The following is a 19,163-nucleotide window of genomic DNA, read 5'->3' on the forward strand; positions in this document are numbered from 1 at the left end:
AGGAAGGTGAAGGCCGCCGGCGCGGGCGGCCTTCACCGGCGCAAGTGACGGGCCCTCAAAACCCGACACGACGAGAACCCAGACCCCCCGCACCGCGATCCGAAGCCAGAACACGGCCGGCAGCGCCGGGTCAAGGCATCTTTCCCGCCTTGACGCGGTGCTGCCGGCCGTAGTCACAATGAAGGCTTCGGGGTGCCGGAAGGGCATTTGAACCCGCCGCCCACCCGCCAAAGACGTGCATCCCGGCCACCTCATTGACAGACTGACCGGTATGGGACTGCGCAGCGAAGCTTGGTTCAACAACCCCGCCGACCCGGGCATGACGGCCCTCTACCTAGAGCGCTACATGAACTGGGGCCTCACCCGCGAAGAGCTGCAGTCCGGCAGGCCGATCATCGGCATAGCGCAGACCGGCTCGGACCTGTCCCCCTGCAACCGCCACCACGTCCAGCTGGCCGACCGCACCCGCGAAGGCATCCGCGAAGCGGGCGGAATAGCCATCGAATTCCCCGTGCACCCCATCCAGGAAACCGGCAAACGCCCCACCGCGGCACTGGACCGCAACCTGGCCTACCTGGGCCTGGTGGAGACGCTCTACGGCTACCCGATAGACGGCGTCGTCCTCACCACGGGCTGCGACAAGACGACCCCAGCCTGCCTGATGGCCGCAGCGACCGTGAACATCCCATCGATAGTGCTCTCCGGCGGCCCCATGCTCAACGGCTGGCACAACGGCGAGCGAACGGGCTCGGGCACCATCGTCTGGAAGGCCCGAGAGCTGCTCGCCGCCGGCGAAATCGACGACGCCGGCTTCATGGAGCTGGTCGCCTCCTCGGCTCCATCGCCAGGCCACTGCAACACCATGGGCACGGCATCGACGATGAACGCCCTCGCCGAGGCACTCGGCATGAGCCTGCCGGGCTGCGCGGCGATCCCGGCACCGCACCGCGACCGCGCCCGGATGGCCTACCTGACCGGGCGAAGGATCGTCGAGCTGGTCCGGGAAGACCTCAAGCCGTCGGACATCCTGACCCGAGAGGCGTTCGAGAACGCGATCGTCGTCAGCTCGGCGATCGGCGGCTCGACCAACGCACCGATCCACATCGGCGCGATCGCCCGGCACGTCGGCGTGGACCTGCCCCTCGAAGACTGGCAGCGGCTGGGGTACGCCGTCCCGCTGCTGGTCGACCTGCAGCCCGCGGGCAAGTACCTCGGCGAGGAGTTCCACCGCGCCGGCGGCGTCCCGGCGGTGGTGCACGAGCTGATGCGGCACGGCCTGATCCACGAGGACGCACGCACGGTCAACGGCCGCACACTGGGCGAGAACTGCCGCGAGGCCGAGGCCGGCGACCGCGACGTCATCCGCACCTTCGACACCGCCCTCACCGAAGACGCCGGGTTCCTCGTGTTCACGGGCAACCTCTTCGACGCGGCCATCATGAAGTCCAGCGTGATCTCCCCGGAGTTCCGCCGCCGCTACCTGGCCGGCGGCGTCTACGAGGGCACCGCGGTCGTGTTCGACGGCCCGGAGGACTACCATGCCCGCATCGACGAGGCGGGCCTCGGCGTCGACGAGCACTCGCTGCTCGTCATGCGCGGCACCGGCCCGCTCGGCTACCCGGGCGCGGCCGAGGTGGTGAACATGCGGCCGCCGGCGGCGCTGATCAAGCAGGGCATCCGTGAGCTGCCGTGCCTCGGCGACGGCCGGCAGTCGGGCACGTCCGGGTCGCCGTCGATCCTCAACGCCTCCCCCGAAGCCGCGGCGGGCGGTGGCCTCGCGGTGCTGCGCACCGGCGACCGGGTGCGCATCGACCTCGCGGCGGGCACCGCGAACGTGCTCATTCCGGACGAGGAGCTCGCGCTGCGCCACAAGGAGCTGGCAGAGTCGGGCGGGTACCCGGCCCCGGAGTCGCAGACACCGTGGCAGGAGATCCAGCGTTCGATGGTCGACCAGCTCTGCGACGGCATGGTCCTGCGCCCGGCCGTGGCCTACCAGCGGATCGCGCAGACGAAGGGCATCCCCCGCGACAACCACTAGCGCGGCACTTTCATAGGGAAAGTGCCGCTTCGAACGGGTGCGGAGGGGGTATCCCAGCGATAGCCGAGGCGAGGAGGACCCCATGTTGCCGGAGCGAGAGCGGCACGCCCTGCGCGAAATCGAGGCCGAGCTGCTGGCGAGCGACCCCGCGTTCGCCGCCGCGTTCAACGGCCGCACCCGGCGCGGCCTCCGGCGGTGGAACCTGCTGCTGGTGCTGTCCGACGTCACCGCGGTGGTGATGCTGGTCGTCGGCCTCTTCGCCCGCGACGCCGCACTCGTGCTCTGGGGCACGGTCTGCGCCGGCGCGCTGGTGGCGTGGCACATCGCCCGCGCCGAGACGACCCGGGAGGCCGCTCAGGACGGCACGACGCCGGCGGCCGGCTCGCGCTGAGCTTGCCGCCGACGTCCACAGTGGACTATTCGGCGGCCTCGGCCGCGCCGGCCACCGCCGCCGCCATCGCGGGCACCACCGCTTCGTCGAACACGCTCGGCACGATGTGCCCGGGGTCCAGGTCCTCGCCCACCACATCGGCCAGCGCGTGCGCCGCCGCCAGCAGCATCTCCCCGGTCACCCGCGTCGCGCCCGAGTCGAGCAGCCCGCGGAACATGCCGGGGAACGCGAGGACGTTGTTGATCTGGTTGGGGAAGTCGCTGCGGCCGGTGGCGACGACCTCCGCGTGCTCGCGGGCCGCGTCCGGGTCGACCTCCGGGTCCGGGTTGGCCAGCGCGAACACGATCGCCCGGTCGGCCATCGCGGCGACGTCGTCGGGCTTGAGCAGCCCGCCGGCGCTGACTCCGACGAACACGTCCGCGTCGCGCAGCGCGTCCTGGACGCTGCCGGTGACCCGTGCGGCGTTGGTGTTCTCGGCCAGCCAGTGCTTCTCCCCCACCAGGTCCCGGTCCGGGTGCAGCACGCCTTCGCTGTCACAGACGACGATCCCGTCGGCGTGGTAGCCCGCGCGCAGCAGGAGCCGCGCGATGGCGCTGCCCGCCGCGCCCGCCCCGGCGATGACGACCGACGTGCCCGCCGGCTCGCGGCCGGTCAGCTTCAGCGCGTTGTGCAAGGCGCCGAGCACGACGACCGCGGTGCCGTGCTGGTCGTCGTGGAACACCGGGATGTCGAGCTCGTCGTGCAGCCGCCGTTCGACGGTGAAGCACCGCGGGGCGGCGATGTCCTCGAGGTTGATCGCGCCGAACGACGTCGCGAGGTCCTTGACCGTGCGGACCAGGTCGTCGGGTTCGCGGCTGACCGGGCAGATCGGCCAGGCGTCGACGTCGGCGAAGCGCTTGAGCAGCGCCGCCTTGCCCTCCATCACCGGCAGAGCGGCGGCCGGGCCCTGGTCACCGAGCCCGAGCAGGGCGGACCCGTCGGACACGATGGCGACCGAATTGGCCTTCACCGTCTCCCGGGCGAGCGTCGAAGGGTCGTCCGCGATCCGCTTCGCCTGGTCCGCGACGCCGGGTGTGTAGTGCTCGGCCAGGTCGTCGGGGGTCTCCAGGGTGACGCGGGTCGTGACCTCGACCTTTCCTCGGCTGTGTGTCATGCCCGCGGAGTACCCGGACCACGCGGCCGAAAATCACCGACCTCGCCCGGCTGCGGTCCGCGGCGGCCGGCTGTCACGGCTGCGCCCTGCACCGGGACGCGACCCAGACCGTCTTCGGCGAAGGCTCTCACGGCGCGAAGGTGCTGGTCGTCGGCGAACAGCCGGGTGACGAGGAGGACCTCGCGGGTGAGCCGTTCGTCGGCCCGCCGGCAAGCTGCTGGACCGGGCCTTCGACGAGGCGGGCTTCGACCGGAAGTCGCGCTACGTCACCAACGCGGTCAAGCACTTCAAGTTCAAGCGTGCCGAACGCGGCAAGCGCCGCATCCACCGGAAACCGGGCCGCACCGAAGTGGTTGCGTGCCGGCCGTGGCTGCTGGCCGAGCTGAGGGCGGTGCGCCCGGAGCTGGTGCTGCTGCTGGGCGCGACGGCCGCGCAGTCGCTGCTGGGCCCGAAGTTCCGGCTGACCGCGCACCGCGGCGAGCCGGTCGAAGCACCCGAAGACGTGGCGGAGCTGGTGCCGTCGGCCATCGCGACGGTGCACCCGTCGGCGGTCCTGCGGGCACCGGACCGCGACGAGGCCTACGCGGCTTTCGTGGCCGACCTGACGGCTGCGCGCCGGACTCTCGCCTGACCCGAGCGCCCCAATGTGGCGTTGGGTGCGCTCAACGCACCCAATGTGGCGTTCGGGGCGGCGGACGCACCCAACGCCACAGTGGGGCGCCGCAGGTGAGCCGGCGCAGAGCCGCTTCCGCCGAGCCCGCGTGCTCGGCCAAGTCGCGCCAAGGGTCGTCCTTGCGTGCCAGCCGCTGCTTCTCCTTCGCCAGGCTCCAGCCGTCCGGGTCGGCCTTGCCCAGCTCGCGCCAGTCCAGCGGGGTCGCGGCCGCCGCGCCCGGGCGGGCGCGCAGCGAGTACGGCGCGACGAACGTCTGCGCGTAGCCGTTGCGGTTGGCGTCGAGGAAGATCCGGTCGCCGCGCTTGTCCTTGCGCTGGGCCGTCGTCAGCCGGTCGGGGTCGGCCGCCGCGACCCGGTCCGCCAGGGCGCGGGACAGCTCGAGCACCACGTCGACGTCGGACTTCGCGTCGAGCGGCGCCAGCACGTGGAAGCCGCGGCCGCCCGTCGCCTGGACGAACGCCGTCAGCCCGGCCCGCTCGTACTCGGCTCGGATCCCGCGCGCGACCGGCCGCAGCTCGGCGACCGGCGTGCCGTCCGGCGGGTCGAGGTCCAGCACCAGCCGGTCCGGCCGCTCCGGCGCGTCCACTGTGGACAGCCAGACGTGGAACTCCAGCGTGCCCTGCCCGGCCAGGTAGTCCAGCGTGTCGGCGTCTTCGCAGACCACGTAGTCGTCCGAACCGCCACCGCGCCGGGGCACGCTCGCGACGCGGATCGAGTCCGGGAAGTGCTCGCCCGGGTGCTTCTGGAACCAGCCCTGGCCCTCGATGCCGTCCGGGAACCGCCGCAGCGTCAGCGGGCGGCCGCGCAGGTGCGGCAGCATGACGTCGGCGACCGCCCGGTAGTACTCGACGACGTCGCCCTTGGTCAGCCCGTCGGCCGGGTAGAACACCTTGTCCGCATGAGAGATCTTCACGCCTGCTCCCGCACCACGTCGGCCGCCCGCTTGTCCTCGCGCAGCCCGGCGAACCGCGGGTGCCGAAGCCGCCCGTCGCGCGTCCATTCGGAGAAGCCGACCTGCGCGACCAGCTCCGGCCGGACCCAGTGCGCGCCGGACTCCTTCATCGCCCCGGCGAACGGCGACTGCTTCGTCTCGCGCGCCCGCAACCGGGCGTGCAGGGATGCCAAGAGCTTTTCGTCGAAGCCGGTAGCGCGCCGAAGCCGTGCCGCGCGCCCTGCGGGTCGGTGAAACCGCCGATGACCAGCTCCTGCCCCTGCGCGCACTTGAACTTCAGCCAGTCGGGTGTCCGCGTCGGCCCGTTTGGCGATGACGCCCTCCCAGCCACGCCGGCAGGCCTGTTCGGAGAACTTCTCGCCCTCGGTGTTGCGGTGGGCCGACAGCCGGAGCGGGTCCGCGAAGCCGAACGCGTCGCGCAGCAACGCCTTCCGCTGCCGCAGGGGCAGCGCGGTCGTGTCGTGGTCGTCGAAGTACAGCAGGTCGAACAGGTAGTAGTAGACCCGCACGCCGGTCGCGCGGGCGCGGTCCGGGTCCGTGAGGTGGATCCGCGGCTGCAGCGCGGCGAAGGTCGGTGAGCGTGGCCAAGGTCGGCTCGCGCCAGCCTGGTCCCGTCACGAGGCCTTCAGCGCTTTCTCCAGCTGGGCACGGGTCATCTTCGACCGGCCCTTCACACCCTGCTCGCGAGCCAGCTTGTCCAGGTCGGCCTTCGACAACTCACCGAGGTCCGGCTTCTTCTTGCCGCCGCCGCCCTTGCGGTTCTTCACGCTGCGCGAGAGGGCCTCGAACAGGTCGACGACGTCGGCCGACGGCTCCGGCTCCTCTTCGTGCGCGATCTCCTTGCCCGCCTTCTTGGCCTTGATCAGCTCCTCGACGCGGCCGGAGTACTCGTCGCGGTAGTCCTCGGGCTTCCAGGGCGCCGTCATCTCGTCGACGAGCGAGAGCGCCATGTCGAGCTCCTTCGGCCGCGGCTTCGGCAGGTCGGGCAGCCCGCCCATGACGTCCTTCGGCTTCCGCAGGTCGGCGACGAAGTGCAGGGTGTTGAGCACCATGACGTCCTCGCCGGCGCGGACCGCGCAGAGGTACTCCTTGCCGCGCAGCACGAACTTGGCGACCCCGGCCTTCTCGCTGCGATCCATCGCCTTGAGCAGCAGGCCGTACGCCTTGGCGAAGTCCTCCTTGGCCGGCTTGAGCCAGTAGGTGCGGTCGAAGAACCACGGGTCGATCTCGTCGAGCTCCACGAACTGCTCGATGTCGATCCGCCGCGAGCGCTCGGGCGCGATCTCGTCGAGCTCGTCCGGCTCGACGAGCACGTGGTCGCCGCCGCCGAGGTCGTAGCCCTTGACGATCTCGTCCTGGGTGACCTCGTCGCCGGTCCGCTCGTTGACCCGCCGGTTGCGGATCCGGTCGGACGTCCCGCGTTCGAACTGGTGGAAGTGGATCGTGTGGTCCGCCACCGCGGGGTACAGCTCCACGGGAACGGTCACCAGCCCCAGGCTCAATGCCCCGCTCCACACCGGTCTGGCCATGTCGACCTCCTCACCGGCAGCGTTACCCGCGGCGGGGACGCGTGAAACGACGGGAACCCGCCCAGGCGACCCGGACCGGCGACGGCCGGGAGGCTCGCTCGGAGTGCGGCGAGGGCCGTCGACCGGTGGAGGCGCCAGGCCGGCTGACCCTCCCGGGCGCTCGAACCGACGGAGGCCGCCCGCCCAACGGCGGTCGGGTGATCCGGCCGGTCGTGGCCGCGGTGCCGTGCGCGAGCCGATGCGGCCGCCCACCCCGCCTCCGAACCGGCGGGAGCCCGCCGGACCGGTGCGGGCGGTCCAGGCGGGCTCTGTGCCGAAGGCGGCTCCCAGCCGCCTTCTCGGGCCTCAGGCGACTTCGCTGCTCCGTCCCTTACCCGTGCGGTGCAGGCCGAGCATCGCCAGCAGCTCGGCGCAGTCGTCGGCGTCCTTGGCCCGCCCCGCGACCGCCAGTGCGGCCCTCCGGCGCGTCTGTTCCTGCTCGGGCGTGTCCCCACCCTCGAGGAGGAGGTCCGCCACCGGCCTCAGGTCGTTCCGCTTGTCTCGCATGTTCGCTCCCCTGAATCCCCGGTTCGCTCTTCGCCGGGCGGTTACCCCGGATCACCCCGCGAAACACAAGAGGCGCCGGCCGCCCCGGCGGAGACCGTCAGTCGTTAGGCCGAACGAGTGAAAACCGCGGGACCACGGGTCCGAACCCGCAAGGATGTGAGACCCACGTCACACCAGGAGGCCGGATGGGCACCCAGATCCGCATCAGCCGCGAGGACGGTTCGCTGCCCTGCGAAGTCTGCGGATTCCCGACGATGCACGTCGCCCAGGTCGTCGCCGACGACGGGAAGGTGCTCGGCCGGACCCTGGTCTGCACGACGTGCCAGCGCACCAGGCACCGCCCCGAGCAGGCCGTCGAACCGGAGGCGCCACCGGACGAGGTCCCGGCCGGCTAGGGCGCCGTCGTCGCGACCGCCGCCACGAACTCCGCCGCGACCTCGTGGAGCTTGCGGTTGCCGTCCTGCGAACGTTTGACCAGCCGCTGGAACGCCTCTTCGGCGGTGATCCGGTGCGCCGCCATCAGGATCCCCTTGGCCTGGTCGATCACCGCACGCGTCTCCAGCGCGCGGTTGAGCTGGTCGATCAGCTCACGCGCCGCGAAGTACCGGCGGGCGCTGCGCAGGCCGAACACGACCGTCGCGGTGTACAGCTCGAGGATCTTCGTGCCCAGCTCGCTGAAGCCGTGCTCGCCGAAGCCGAACAGGTTCACCGCGCCGGCCATGTCGCCGTCCACGGTCAGCGGCGCGGCGAGGAAGCTCGCCACGCCCAGCTGCTCGGCCGAAGACACGAACTGCGGCCACACGTCGCCCACCGCCCCGACGCCGACCCGCACCGGTTGCCCGGTCTCCGCGGCGCGCAGGCACGGGCCGTCGCCGATCCGGTACTGCTCGCGGTCGAAGTTCACCGCGCGCTGGTCGGTGCTGGCCACCGTTTCGGGGACCCCTTCGCGCACCAGGGTGATGCTCGCCATGTCGGCCCCCGGCACGACCTGCACCACGTGATCGCACACCGCCTGCAGCATCTGGCCGAGGTCCAGTTCGGTGTCCAGCATCGCGGTCAGCGACTCCATCGCCACCGTGACTTCGTCCAACCGCGCGGTGAGCTGCTCATCGCCGCCCGTCATCCTTGGTGACGCCCCTTTTCTCGATTCTCAAGGGCGCTCTAGACCAGGGAGGACCCGGGCGCGCGCCACTAGTGGGCCGCTAGCGCTTTAACGGGTCCAGCGCGAGATTACTGCATCCCGATCAGCACGGGCACAAGCGGTCACCGCCCCGGCGTGCCGCGCGTCCGTTCGGAGCAACGTCGGTTGCGGGCGGTTCACCCGTGGTTAGGCTCGGGTGACGGTTCAGCCCAGCAGCCGCCCTCGAACCCCCACGAGGCGCGGCGCCCCCGGCCCCGCGTCAGTACGGCGGTGAGCCGGCATGACCATTCCCCTGGCGAGACACCCGGCCCTGCGGCTGCGCACGACGTGGCCCGCCCCGCACGCGGTGCACATCGCCGCGCGCGGCGACCTCGACAGCGCGACGGCGGCCGACCTGGCCCGCCTGGTTTCGGACCGCCTGCGGGCGGCGCCGGAGCGCCTGGCCCTCGATCTGTCCGAAGTGGACTTCCTGGGGGTGGCGGGTGTGCAGGTCCTGCTCCACGCGGCCCTGCAGGCCGACCACGGCGGCACCGACCTGGTGGTGGTCGCCGGGACGAACCCGATGCTCCGCCGCGCCCTGGCGGTGACGGGCGCCGACCGGCGGCTGACCCTTCGCGAGCACTCGGCCGAACCCGCGCCCGCCTGACCCCATGTAGTGCGGCGGGCCGGTCAGCGGGACGAGCCGGCCGCTCCGGCGTGCTCGTCCCGGGCTCGCGCCCGCTTCGAGCGGACGTGCCGCTCCTCCCCCATCCGCGCCACCGCCTCCGGGTGGTGCAGCTCGAACGCCGGCCGCTCGGAGCGGATCCGCGGCAGGTCGAGGAAGTTGTGCCGCGGCGGCGGGCACGTCGTCGCCCACTCCAGCGAGTTGCCGTAGCCCCACGGGTCGTCGACCAGGACCTGCTCGCCGTAGCGGTAGCTCTTCACCACGTTCCAGATGAACGGCAGCGTCGACGCGCCCAGGATGAACGCGCCGATCGTCGAGATGGTGTTGAGCGTCGTGAAGCCGTCGGAGGTCAGGTAGTCGGCGTACCGGCGCGGCATGCCTTCGTCGCCGAGCCAGTGCTGGACGAGGAACGTCGTGTGGAAGCCGAGGAACGTGGTCCAGAAGTGCCACTTGCCGAGGCGCTCGTCGAGCATCCGGCCGGTCATCTTCGGGAACCAGAAGTAGATCCCGGCGAACGTCGCGAAGACGATCGTGCCGAACAGGACGTAGTGGAAGTGCGCGACGACGAAGTAGGAGTCGGTCACGTGGAAGTCCAGCGGCGGTGACGCCAGGATGACGCCGGTGAGGCCGCCGAACAGGAACGTCACCATGAACCCGAGCGACCACAGCATCGGCGTCTCGAAGCTCAGGTGCCCCTTCCACATCGTGCCGATCCAGTTGAAGAACTTGATCCCGGTCGGCACCGCGATGAGGAACGTCATGATCGAGAAGAACGGCAGCAGCACCGCGCCGGTGGCGTACATGTGGTGGGCCCACACCGCCGCCGACAGCGCGGTGATCGCGATCGTCGCCATCACCATCAGCCGGTAGCCGTAGAGCGGTTTCCGGCTGAACACCGGGATGATCTCGGTGACGATCCCGAAGTACGGCAGCGCCACGATGTAGACCTCGGGGTGCCCGAAGAACCAGAACAGGTGCTGGAACATGATCGCCCCGCCGTTTTCGGGGTCGAACACGTGCGCGCCGAGGCGGCGGTCGGCCTCCAGCCCGAACAGCGCCGCGGTGAGGATCGGGAAGGCCAGCAGGATCAGGATCGAGGTGAACAGGATGTTCCAGGTGAACAGCGGCAGCCGCCACATGGTCATCCCGGGCGCGCGCAGGGTCACGATCGTGGTGACCATGTTGACCCCGCCGAGGATGGTGCCGAGCCCGGACACGATCAGGCCCATGATCCACAGGTCACCGCCGATGCCCGGCGAGTGGATGGCGTTCGACAGCGGTGTGTAGGCCGTCCACCCGAAGTCCGGCGCGCCGCCCGGGGTGAGGAACGAGCTGATCACGATCAGCCCGCCGAACAGATACAGCCAGTAGGCGAACCCGTTGAGCCGCGGGAACGCGACGTCCGGCGCGCCGATCTGCAGCGGCAGGATGTAGTTGGCGAAACCGAACAGGTTCGGGGTGGCGTAGAGCAGCAGCATGATCGTGCCGTGCATGGTGAACAGCTGGTTGTACTGCTCGGGTGAGAGGAACTGCAGGCCCGGCCGCGCCAGCTCGCCGCGCATCAGCAACGCCATCGCGCCACCCGCCATGAAGAAGGCGAACGACGTCGTCAGGTACAGGAGTCCGATCTGCTTCGGGTCGGTGGTCCGCAGCAGGCGCAGCAGCGTTCCGCCCTTCGGCCCGCGCCGCGCGACGGCGAGCGGAACCGCCTGCAGGCTGGGCTTCACGTCGGTCATCCGCAACTCCTGTCGCCGGACTGTCCCGTAACCCGCGTACTACTCCTGATGCTCGCGCTCCGCGTTCCCCTGAACGGGTGGAACTAGGCCCGCAGGGCCGGGAGCAGCTCCTTTTCGGCGAAGTCGAGGAAGCCGTCCTGCTGGTCGCCGCCGATCTGGACCAGGGCGACGTCGGTGAAACCGGCCTGTTCGAACTCGCGGATGCCCGCGACGATCGGCTCGACGTCCGGGCCGCACGGGATCGAGCCGGCGACGTCGTCTTCGCGGACGAACTGCGTGGCCCCGGCGAACCCGGCCGGCCCGGGCAGCTCGGCGTTGACCTTCCAGCCGCCGGCGAACCAGCGGAACTGCTCGTGGGCGCGCTTGACGGCCGCGTCGCGGTCGGCTCCCCAGGACACCGGCATCTGCCCGATCTTGCGGCTCGGCGGCCCGAGCTTCGTCGCGTCCCACTCGCTCGACAGCTCCGCCTTCGGCTCGACCGCGATCATCGCGTCGGCGACCGGGGCGAACCGCTTGACCGACTGCGAACCGGACACCGCGACCCCGATCGGCGTCCGCCGCTCCGGCAGGTCCCACAGCTTCGCGGAGTCGACGCGGAAGTGCTTGCCCTCGTAGTCGAAGTAGCCGCCGTCGAACAGCCCGCCGATGATCTGGAGCGCCTCGGCGAGCATGTCGTGCCGGACGTTGGCCGGCGGCCAGCCGCGGCCGACGACGTGCTCGTTGAGGTTCTCCCCCGCGCCGAGGCCGAGGGTGAACCGGCCGCCCGAGAGCGCCTGGACCGTCGCCGCCTTCTGGGCCACGACCGCCGGGTGGTAGCGCATCGTCGGGCAGGTCACGTAGGTCATCAGCTCGACACGCTCGGTGCGCTGGGTGACCGCGCCCAGCACGCTCCAGGCGTAGGGCGCGTGCCCCTGCTCGGCGAGCCACGGCGAGTAGTGGTCGCTCATCACCTCGAAGTCGAAGCCGGCCTGCTCCGCCCCGGTGGCGAAGCGGACCAGCTCGTTCGGCCCGGCCTGCTCGGTCATCAGCGTGTAGCCGATCCTCATCGGCGGCTCCTTTCGATCACGCCCCGCATACCCGCTCCCGGCGTGGGTAACCGGCTCGCATGGGCGAATCCCGGACGCTGGCGCGCAAGCTGATCGACGACCACCTGGTGGACGGAGAGCCGGTGGCCGGCCGCGAGATCGGCCTGCGGGTCGACCAGACACTCACCCAGGACGCCACCGGCACCCTGGTCATGCAGGAGCTCGAAGCACTCGACCCGGACCGGGCGAAGACCGAGGTGAGCGTCCAGTACGTCGACCACAACCTGCTGCAGGCGGACGAGAAGAACGCCGAGGACCACGCCTTCCTGCGCTCGGCCTGCCGCCGCTACGGGATCTGGTTCTCCAAGGCCGGCAACGGCGTCTCGCACCCGACCCACATGCAGCGGTTCGGCAAGCCCGGCCGGACCCTGGCCGGCTCGGACTCCCACACCTGCGCCGGCGGTTCGCTGGGCATGCTGGCCATCGGCGTCGGCGGCCTGGAGGTCGCGCTCGCGATCGCCGGCGAGCCGCTCTACCTGCGGATGCCGGAGATCTGGGGCGTCCGGCTGACCGGTGCGCTGCCGGACTGGGTGTCGGCCAAGGACGTCGTGCTGGAGATGCTGCGCCGCCACGGCGTGCGCGGCGGTGTCGGGCGGATCGTCGAGTACCACGGGCCGGGCCTGGCCGGGCTCACCGCGATGGACCGGCACGTCATCGCGAACATGGGCGCCGAGCTCGGCGCCACCGCGACGGTGTTCCCCGCCGACGACGCCGTCCGCGCGTTCCTGCGGGCCGAAGACCGCGAGGACGACTTCACCGAGCTGCACGCCGACGAGGGCGCGGCCTACGACGTCGAGGACGAGATCGACCTCGGTTCACTCGAGCCGCTGGTCGCGAAGCCGTCTTCGCCCGGCAACGTCGTCACGGTCCGCGAAGCCGCCGGCACCCCGGTCGACCAGGTGGTGCTGGGCTCTTCGGCGAACCCGGGCTTCCGCGACTTCGCCGTCGCCGCCGCGATCGTGAAGGGCCGCCAGAGCGCCGGCTCGGTCAGCTTCGACGTCAACCCGTCGTCCCGGCAGATCCTCGTCGACCTGACCCGCGCCGGGCACGTCACCGACCTGGTCACCGCGGGCGCGCGGATCCACCAGACCGGCTGCCTCGGCTGCATCGGGATGGGTCAGGCGCCCGCGCCCGGGCAGACGTCGCTGCGCACCTTCCCCCGCAACTTCCCCGGCCGCTCGGGCACCACCGACGACGCGGTGTGGCTGTGCTCGCCGGAGACCGCGGCGGCGTCGGCGCTCACCGGCGTGCTGACCGACCCCCGCGAGTTCGCCGCCGAGCACGACCTCGCGCACCCCGACCTGGCCCCGCCCGAGCACTCCGCGGTCAACACCGGGATGCTCGAGGGGCCACTGCCCGCCGGCGAGGCCGCGGAGGTCGAGCTGGTCAAGGGGCCGAACATCTCCGGGCTCCCCGAGTTCGAACCGCTCCCCGACCGCCTCGAAGCACCGGTGCTGCTGGTCGTCGGCGACGACGTCTCGACCGACGAGATCTCCCCCGCCGGCGCCCGCGCGCTGCCGTTCCGGTCGAACATCCCGAAGCTCGCGGAGTTCACCTTCACCCGGATCGACGAGGACTACCCGGCACGCGCCGCCGAGACCGGCGCGCACTTCGTAGTCGGCGGCTCGAACTACGGGCAGGGCTCGTCCCGGGAGCACGCCGCCATCACCACCCGGCACCTGGGGATGCGCGCGGTGCTGGCGCTGTCGTTCGCGCGGATCCACTGGCAGAACCTGGCGAACTTCGGCGTCCTGCCGCTCGAGTTCGCCGAGGAGGCCGACCGGGAGCGGATCTCGGCCGGCGACACGCTGGTCCTGGACGGGCTGCGCGACGCGCTCGGCGGGGGTGAGCTGACCGTCCGGAACACCACCCGGGACGAGGAGTACCGGGTGACTCATCGGCTCTCGGAGCGGCAGGTGGAGGCGGTGCTCGCCGGGGGCCGGATTCCGCTGCTCGCCACCCGGAAGTGAGGTTTACCCGGTGATCCACCGGGTACTCGGCGCACGAGAGAAGGGAGCGGGCATGCCCCAGTCGTGGAGCACCAAGCGCGAACGCCAGTACGAGCACGTCAAGGACTCGGCCGAGGACCGCGGCGCGAGCACCAAGCGCGCCAAGGAGATCGCCGCTCGGACGGTGAACAAGAACCGTGCGCAGTCCGGTGAGTCGCGGGAGGCGAGCAAGACCTCGCTCAACGACAAGTCCCCGCAGCAGCGCGGTGGTGAGCGGTCCGGCAACCGGAAGGGTCCCGGCGGCCCCACCAAGGACCAGCTCTACAACGAGGCCAAGAAGCGGAACATCGACGGCCGCTCGACGATGACCAAGAAGGAACTCGAACGGGCGCTGGGCCGGTGACGAAGCCCGAAATACCCGAACAGAAAGTGTCAGCGTTCCCCCGGATGGGTAATACCTCTCGCATGGAAGAACCACAAAGCCGCAGCTCAGCCAGCAGCAAGCCCACGCTGGACGAGCTGCTCGAGGAACCGGTGGAGCTGCGCCTGCCCGCCATGGCGGAGCAGATTCCCCTGGTCCGGATGCTCACGCACGGCGTCGTCTCGCGCGCCGACTTCGGCCTCGACGCCATCGCCGACGCCAAGATGGCCGTCGACGAGGCGTGCGCGCAGCTCGTCCAGCTCGCCGAGCTCGGCACCCAGCTGCACTGCCGCTTCGTGCAGGCCGCCGACGGTCTGCACGTCGTCGTCTCGACCCGCTCGAACGACCCGCGGCCGCCGAGTGACCGCACCTTCGGCTGGCACGTGCTGACCACGCTGAGCCGGTCGGTGACCGCGCACTGCGACGTCCTACCCGGTGGGGGCGCGGGCATCGTCACGATCGAGCTGGTGCTCAACCCGGGAACGAGCGCGTGAGCGGCGAGCGCAAAGCCCTCCTCCACCGGCCCGACGAGTACGCCCACTGCGAGCCGCTGTTCGACGAGCTCGGCACCCTCGAACCCGACGATCCGCGGCGGGACGTGGTCCGGAGCAAGCTGGTCACCGAGCTGCTCCCGCTCGCCGAGCACATCGCGACGCGCTTCTCGGGCCGCGGCGAGCCCCGCGAGGACCTGGTCCAGGTGGCCCGGATCGGCCTGATCAACGCCGTCGACCGGTTCGACCCCACCCGCGGCCACGACTTCCTGTCCTTCGCGGTGCCGACGATCATGGGTGAGGTCCGCCGGCACTTCCGCGACACCGGCTGGTCCGTGCGGGTGCCGCGGCGGCTCAAGGAGCTGCACCTTTCGCTGAGCCAGGGCTCGGCGGTGCTCTCGCAGCGCCTCGGCCGCGCGCCGACGCCCACCGAACTGGCCGAGCACCTCGGGCTGGACGTCGACGACGTCCGCGAAGGCCTGCTCGCCGGCAACGCCTACCAGGCCCTGTCGGTCGACAAGCCGGTCCACGACGACGCCGAGGCGCTGTCGCTGGCCGACACCATGGGGGAACCGGACCACGAGATGGCCATGGTGGAAAACCACGAGGCCCTCCAGCCGCTGCTGCAGGAGCTGCCGAAGCGGGAGCGCGCGATCCTCGTCATGCGGTTCTTCGGCGGGCTGACCCAGACCCAGATCGCCGACCGCGTCGGCATCTCCCAGATGCACGTCTCCCGGCTGCTGTCGCAGACCCTGGAGCAGCTGCGCGGCAAGCTCACCGGCGAAGGCTAGGGCCGGCCACCCGGCCGGCCCCGCCTGCCAAGGTCAGCTGCCTGGGTCAGCGCAGCCAGCCGGGGCGGCCGCCCTTCCCGAGCCGCCGCCACTGCCGGCCGAACGTCTCCCGCAGGTCCTCCGCCCGGACCGCGTCTTCGGCGTAGAGCATCCCGAACGTGAACGTGTTCTGCCCTTCGCCGTGCCCGGCGATGGTGAGGTGGTGCAGGACGTCCCGGCCGACCACGGTGTCCTGGTGCTCGCCCAGCGTGCTCTGGACGGCCTTGACGTTCTTGCGCCACTGCCGCAGCTTCTTGCCGTAGACCGGCTTCACGGTGTCCGCCGCGTAGCGGGCGCGCTTCGCCTTCTTGCGGACGTCGTGCAACGCCGTCTCGAGCTCCTCGCCCGTCAAACCGGTCGTCGCCGCCTCGGCCCGGCGGAGCTTCCTGGCGGCCTTGCGCACCGGTTCGCGCAGTGCGGACTTCGCCGGCTTGCGGGCCTTCGCCGTCAGCGGGGGTGCGGTCACCAGGTCGTCGAGCGCGCGGAGCAGGTGCCGGTACCGCTTGCCGGTCAGCGCGGCCATGGCCTTCGTCCGGCCTTCTTCGGCCTCGCGGGCGAAGTAGCGGGTGAGGTACTGGCGCAGTGGCCCGAACACCAGCTCCGGCGGGACGTCGTCGAGCTGTGCGCGCAGCCGTTCCTCACCGACTTCGGTGTCCCTGGCCGGCGCCAGCTGCTGCCCGAGCCGCTGCAGCTCGGCCGCCAGCGCCGCGGTGCGCTTCTTGTCCACAATGGACCCGAACGTGCGGAGCGTGCTGCGCAGCTTCCGGGTCGCCACCCGCATCTGGTGCACGGAGTCCTCGACGTCCAGCCGCACCCCGACGTCCGCCCGGCGCAACCGGGCCTGGTGCTCGCGCAGGGACGCCAGCACGACGTCGCCCGCCGTCGGCTTCTCGCGGGCGCGCGGCGGCCGCGGGACGCGGTCGCCGATCAGGCGCCGCAGCTTCGAGGGCCACGGCGAGGCGGACGCGCCGGCGTCGGCCAGCGCCCGGTCGAAGTCGTCGAGCCGGCCGGGCGCGGTGCCGGGGTCGAGCTCCAGCTCCAGCTCACGCCACTTGTCCAGGTGCGCGCCGTCGCCGCCGACCTCGCCGGTCACGTGGTCGTCGGTCAGCGTCGCGATCGTGCGGCCCTCGCCGTCGGCGAGCCGGTGCTCGAACCGGTCGGTGCGCAGGTGCGCGATCGGCACCAGCTTCTCCCCCAGCGTGTAGGCGGCCACCAGGCGCCGCAGCCGGCCGGGCACCTTGTTCGGGTCGCCGCCCAGCGGCAGCTGGATCTCCTGCCGCTCGTCGGCCGAGACGGGCAGCTTGAGGTGCCAGCCCGCGTCGTGGCCGCCGACGCGCCGCCGGAGCGTGATGCCGCCGCGCGCCAGGCGGAAGCTCGCGGTGTCGTAGTAGGACGCGTCGAGCAGGTGCTCGACCGGGTCGTCCTGCGTCTCGACGCCCGCGACGCCGATCAGCCGGGGCACGCCGCTGCCCGCGACGATCTCGTACTTGCGCTCGCGCTCGGTCACCGACGACGGCGCTGCCATGGTCATCCTCCCTGGGGCCGATGTGCCTGCCGGGTACCCGGCCGACACCAGGTCGACACGGGATTCGGCACGCGGGCAACGGGTATCCGGGCCGGGAAATCCCGAGTCCGGACCAGGAGCCTGCATGAACGGCAGCCAGCCCGCAACCGACCTGACCACCGTCCTCGCCGCCGACCACCGGCAGCTCGACCGGCTGTGCACCGAGCTCGAGCTCGGCCAGGGCAGCCCGGAGAACCGCAAGGACCTCGCCGACCACCTCATCGCCGAGGTGGTCCGGCACACCGTCGCCGAAGAGTCCTTTCTGGACGGCGGCGACCGCGACCTCGCCGAAGCGGACCGCCTGATGCGGCAGCTGGAGGGCGCGGGCCCCCAGGAGCCGCGCTTCGAACGGCTGCTGGGCGGGCTGATCCGCGCCGTCCGGCGGCACGTCCGCGGCGAAGGACCCGAAGCGGTGCGCCAGGTGCGGCTCGCCTGCTCCCCCGAACGGCGCAGCGAGCTGGGCGAACAGGTCGTCGCGGCGCGCGACGCGGCGGCGACGCTGCCGCACCCGGACCTCGCCGACCGGATGCCGCAGGCCGACCAGCTGTGGCCGGGGCCGGGGTTCGTCGACCGGGCGCGGGCCGCGCTGTGCCCACCGGACGACGGTGCGCGGAGCGCGTCGGGTTGAATGGCGGATCATGAGCATCGGTGAAGACGAGTGGGCCCGCGACCGAGCCGCCTTCGGGCCGGACGACGCGGTGGCGCCGGGCCCGCTCGCGCGCCAGCTCGCCGACCTCACCCGCACCCTGCTCGACGAGGCGCCCACCGTCGGGGGCGTGCTCAAGCTGGTGGTGGGGGCCGCGAGCGCGCTCGTCCCGGACGCCGACCTGGTCAGCGTCACCCTCCGCACCTCCGACGGCACGTACCACACCCCGGTCGAGACCGACCCGCTGGCCGAGCGGCTCGACCTGCTGCAGTACGAGCACGACGAAGGCCCCTGCGTCGAGTCGGCCCGGCCGGACGGCCCGGCGCTCGGCTGGTCCCAGGACGTCGGCCACGACCCGCGCTGGCCCTCGTTCGGCCCCGGCGCCGCCGCGTACGGCTACCACTCGGTGCTGGCCACCGCGCTGCTGCCGGACGCGCGCCCGCCCCGGCTGTCCGGCGCGCTCAACATCTACTCGGGCCGGCCGGGCGCGTTCGACAGCCGGGCGGTCGACATCGCCCTGCTGCTGGCGACGCACGCGTCGCTGGCCCTGGCGCACACCGAGGCGGTCGCCTCGGCCGAGCTGGAGCGCACGCACCTGCGCCGCGCGGTGGACAGCCGGGACGTCATCGGCCAGGCGAAGGGCATCCTGATGCAGCGCCGCGGCATTTCCGCCGACGAGGCCTTCGACGTGCTGCGGCAGGCGTCCCAGGAACTGAACGTGAAGCTGGCGGACCTGGCGCGGACCCTCGCCACCCGGCACACCGAAGTCGACCTGCCGGCCGCGGAGTCCTGACCCACGCACCGCTCGAGGGCGGCACTTTCACGTGAAAGTGCCGCCCTCGAGGTGGGTGTGAGCGGGGTTACTGCGCGGAGTACGGGGTCTGGTGCTCGATCGACGGGCTGACGTTCGGGTACCGGCCTTCCTGACCCGGCACCGGCGTCACCGTCGGCGCCTGCAGCTCCGGGTCGACCCGCTGCGGCGCCCCGCGGCGCTGGACGACCGCCTCGACCTCCTGCTCCCCGCGGATGCGGGACAGCACGCCGAGGGTGATGGCGTGCGCCAGGGCGAGGATCAGCAGCAGCACACCGAGCCGGCCGACGACGCCCGGCAGGTCACTGCCGCCCATGTCGATGGTCGAGACGAGCGCCAGCACCCCCAGCGTCGCCAGGTGGAACAACACGGTGACCAGCCGGGTCATCGAAGCGCCGGCGGCGGGGTCGCCGTAGGAGTTCTCCAAGTAACGGCGGCCGCTGCGGTAGATGATCTGCCCGTCGATCAGGACCAGCGCCACGCCGATCGCGAGAAACGACAGGTACGCGTTGGTGGTCATGCCGGACGCTCCTTCCTGGGGGA

Annotated in this window: 19 protein-coding genes and 2 pseudogenes; 11 read left to right on the forward strand and 10 right to left on the reverse strand. The window is 71.7% G+C overall.

The features are described 5' to 3' along the window. Positions 1–271: 271 nt before the first annotated feature. Positions 272–2,038 (forward strand): IlvD/Edd family dehydratase, encoded by a 1,767-nt coding sequence (locus M8542_RS46235; protein WP_257926787.1) that lies wholly within the window; start codon positions 272–274, stop codon positions 2,036–2,038. Positions 2,039–2,120: 82 nt separating this feature from the next. Beyond that, positions 2,121–2,429 carry a DUF3040 domain-containing protein gene (locus M8542_RS46240; protein WP_257926788.1) on the forward strand — a complete coding sequence of 103 codons (309 nt, stop codon included), beginning with the start codon at positions 2,121–2,123 and terminating at the stop codon, positions 2,427–2,429. Between the two features lie 25 nt (positions 2,430–2,454). On the opposite strand, the gene M8542_RS46245 is transcribed toward M8542_RS46240, so the two are convergent. Further along, positions 2,455–3,582, reverse strand: coding sequence for an NAD(P)-dependent malic enzyme (locus M8542_RS46245; RefSeq protein WP_257926789.1), 1,128 nt, complete (start codon positions 3,580–3,582; stop codon positions 2,455–2,457). On the opposite strand from M8542_RS46245, the pseudogene M8542_RS46250 reads away from it, so the two are divergent. Beyond that, positions 3,576–4,213: pseudogene (locus M8542_RS46250) on the forward strand (UdgX family uracil-DNA binding protein). The gene M8542_RS46245 and the pseudogene M8542_RS46250 overlap by 7 nt on opposite strands. 31 nt (positions 4,214–4,244) lie before the next feature. Here the strand turns inward: M8542_RS46250 and ligD are convergent. From ligD to M8542_RS46270, 4 genes and pseudogenes are all read right to left on the reverse strand, one after another. Then, positions 4,245–5,168, reverse strand: coding sequence for a non-homologous end-joining DNA ligase (ligD, locus tag M8542_RS46255; protein ID WP_257926790.1), 924 nt, complete (start codon positions 5,166–5,168; stop codon positions 4,245–4,247). Then, a pseudogene (locus M8542_RS46260) lies at positions 5,165–5,779 on the reverse strand (ATP dependent DNA ligase); the annotation flags it as partial. The gene ligD and the pseudogene M8542_RS46260, both read right to left, overlap by 4 nt. A 42-nt stretch (positions 5,780–5,821) precedes the next feature. Then, entirely contained in the window at positions 5,822–6,736 is a 915-nt protein-coding gene (gene ku, locus M8542_RS46265; protein ID WP_257926791.1) for a non-homologous end joining protein Ku, read from the reverse strand. A 345-nt stretch (positions 6,737–7,081) separates the two neighbouring features. Next, complete coding sequence (locus tag M8542_RS46270; protein WP_257926792.1) at positions 7,082–7,282, reverse strand: hypothetical protein; 201 nt, start codon at positions 7,280–7,282, stop codon at positions 7,082–7,084. Between the two features lie 185 nt (positions 7,283–7,467). Between M8542_RS46270 and M8542_RS46275 the strand changes: the two genes are divergently transcribed. Continuing rightward, the gene (locus M8542_RS46275) at positions 7,468–7,677 is read left to right on the forward strand and encodes a hypothetical protein (RefSeq protein WP_257926793.1); all 210 of its coding nucleotides are present in this window, start codon (positions 7,468–7,470) and stop codon (positions 7,675–7,677) included. Here M8542_RS46275 and M8542_RS46280 read toward each other — a convergent pair. After that, a complete protein-coding gene (locus M8542_RS46280; protein WP_257926794.1) occupies positions 7,674–8,405 on the reverse strand; it encodes an ANTAR domain-containing response regulator in 732 nt (243 codons plus the stop codon). The two genes, M8542_RS46275 and M8542_RS46280, sit on opposite strands and share 4 nt — an antisense overlap. Before the next feature lie 298 nt (positions 8,406–8,703). On the opposite strand from M8542_RS46280, the gene M8542_RS46285 reads away from it, so the two are divergent. Then, positions 8,704–9,069, forward strand: a complete 366-nt coding sequence (locus M8542_RS46285) for an STAS domain-containing protein (RefSeq protein ID WP_257926795.1) — start codon at positions 8,704–8,706, stop codon at positions 9,067–9,069. Between the two features lie 23 nt (positions 9,070–9,092). On the opposite strand, the gene ctaD is transcribed toward M8542_RS46285, so the two are convergent. After that, positions 9,093–10,823: an aa3-type cytochrome oxidase subunit I gene (gene ctaD / locus M8542_RS46290; RefSeq protein WP_257926796.1), complete on the reverse strand. Its 1,731-nt coding sequence runs from the start codon at positions 10,821–10,823 to the stop codon at positions 9,093–9,095. Positions 10,824–10,906: 83 nt separating this feature from the next. Further along, positions 10,907–11,869: an LLM class F420-dependent oxidoreductase gene (locus M8542_RS46295; RefSeq protein ID WP_257926797.1), complete on the reverse strand. Its 963-nt coding sequence runs from the start codon at positions 11,867–11,869 to the stop codon at positions 10,907–10,909. Positions 11,870–11,928: 59 nt separating this feature from the next. On the opposite strand from M8542_RS46295, the gene M8542_RS46300 reads away from it, so the two are divergent. The 4 genes from M8542_RS46300 (at position 11,929) to M8542_RS46315 (ending at position 15,560) form a co-directional block, all read left to right on the forward strand. After that, positions 11,929–13,878 carry an aconitate hydratase gene (locus M8542_RS46300; RefSeq protein WP_257926798.1) on the forward strand — a complete coding sequence of 650 codons (1,950 nt, stop codon included), beginning with the start codon at positions 11,929–11,931 and terminating at the stop codon, positions 13,876–13,878. 52 nt (positions 13,879–13,930) lie between these two features. Next, the gene (locus tag M8542_RS46305) at positions 13,931–14,260 is read left to right on the forward strand and encodes a plasmid stabilization protein (protein WP_257926799.1); all 330 of its coding nucleotides are present in this window, start codon (positions 13,931–13,933) and stop codon (positions 14,258–14,260) included. A gap of 62 nt (positions 14,261–14,322) precedes the next feature. Further along, complete coding sequence (locus tag M8542_RS46310) at positions 14,323–14,772, forward strand: ATP-binding protein (protein WP_257926800.1); 450 nt, start codon at positions 14,323–14,325, stop codon at positions 14,770–14,772. Continuing rightward, the gene (locus M8542_RS46315; protein ID WP_257926801.1) at positions 14,769–15,560 is read left to right on the forward strand and encodes a SigB/SigF/SigG family RNA polymerase sigma factor; all 792 of its coding nucleotides are present in this window, start codon (positions 14,769–14,771) and stop codon (positions 15,558–15,560) included. Before M8542_RS46310 ends, M8542_RS46315 begins: the two co-directional genes overlap by 4 nt. Before the next feature lie 46 nt (positions 15,561–15,606). On the opposite strand, the gene M8542_RS46320 is transcribed toward M8542_RS46315, so the two are convergent. Continuing rightward, a complete protein-coding gene (locus M8542_RS46320) occupies positions 15,607–17,124 on the reverse strand; it encodes a CYTH and CHAD domain-containing protein (protein ID WP_257926802.1) in 1,518 nt (505 codons plus the stop codon). A gap of 124 nt (positions 17,125–17,248) precedes the next feature. Here M8542_RS46320 and M8542_RS46325 point away from each other — a divergent pair, with 124 nt between their 5' ends. Both M8542_RS46325 and M8542_RS46330 read left to right on the forward strand, forming a co-directional pair. Next, a complete protein-coding gene (locus M8542_RS46325) occupies positions 17,249–17,791 on the forward strand; it encodes a hemerythrin domain-containing protein (RefSeq protein WP_257926803.1) in 543 nt (180 codons plus the stop codon). 10 nt (positions 17,792–17,801) lie between these two features. Further along, on the forward strand, positions 17,802–18,602 hold the full coding sequence (locus tag M8542_RS46330) for a GAF and ANTAR domain-containing protein (protein WP_257926804.1): 801 nt from the start codon (positions 17,802–17,804) through the stop codon (positions 18,600–18,602). A 67-nt stretch (positions 18,603–18,669) separates the two neighbouring features. On the opposite strand, the gene M8542_RS46335 is transcribed toward M8542_RS46330, so the two are convergent. Next, positions 18,670–19,140 carry a hypothetical protein gene (locus M8542_RS46335; protein ID WP_257926805.1) on the reverse strand — a complete coding sequence of 157 codons (471 nt, stop codon included), beginning with the start codon at positions 19,138–19,140 and terminating at the stop codon, positions 18,670–18,672. Positions 19,141–19,163 lie beyond the last annotated feature (23 nt).

The sequence above is a fragment of the Amycolatopsis iheyensis genome (assembly GCF_024703995.1).
In the GTDB taxonomy this organism is placed as follows: Bacteria; Actinomycetota; Actinomycetes; order Mycobacteriales; family Pseudonocardiaceae; genus Amycolatopsis; species Amycolatopsis iheyensis.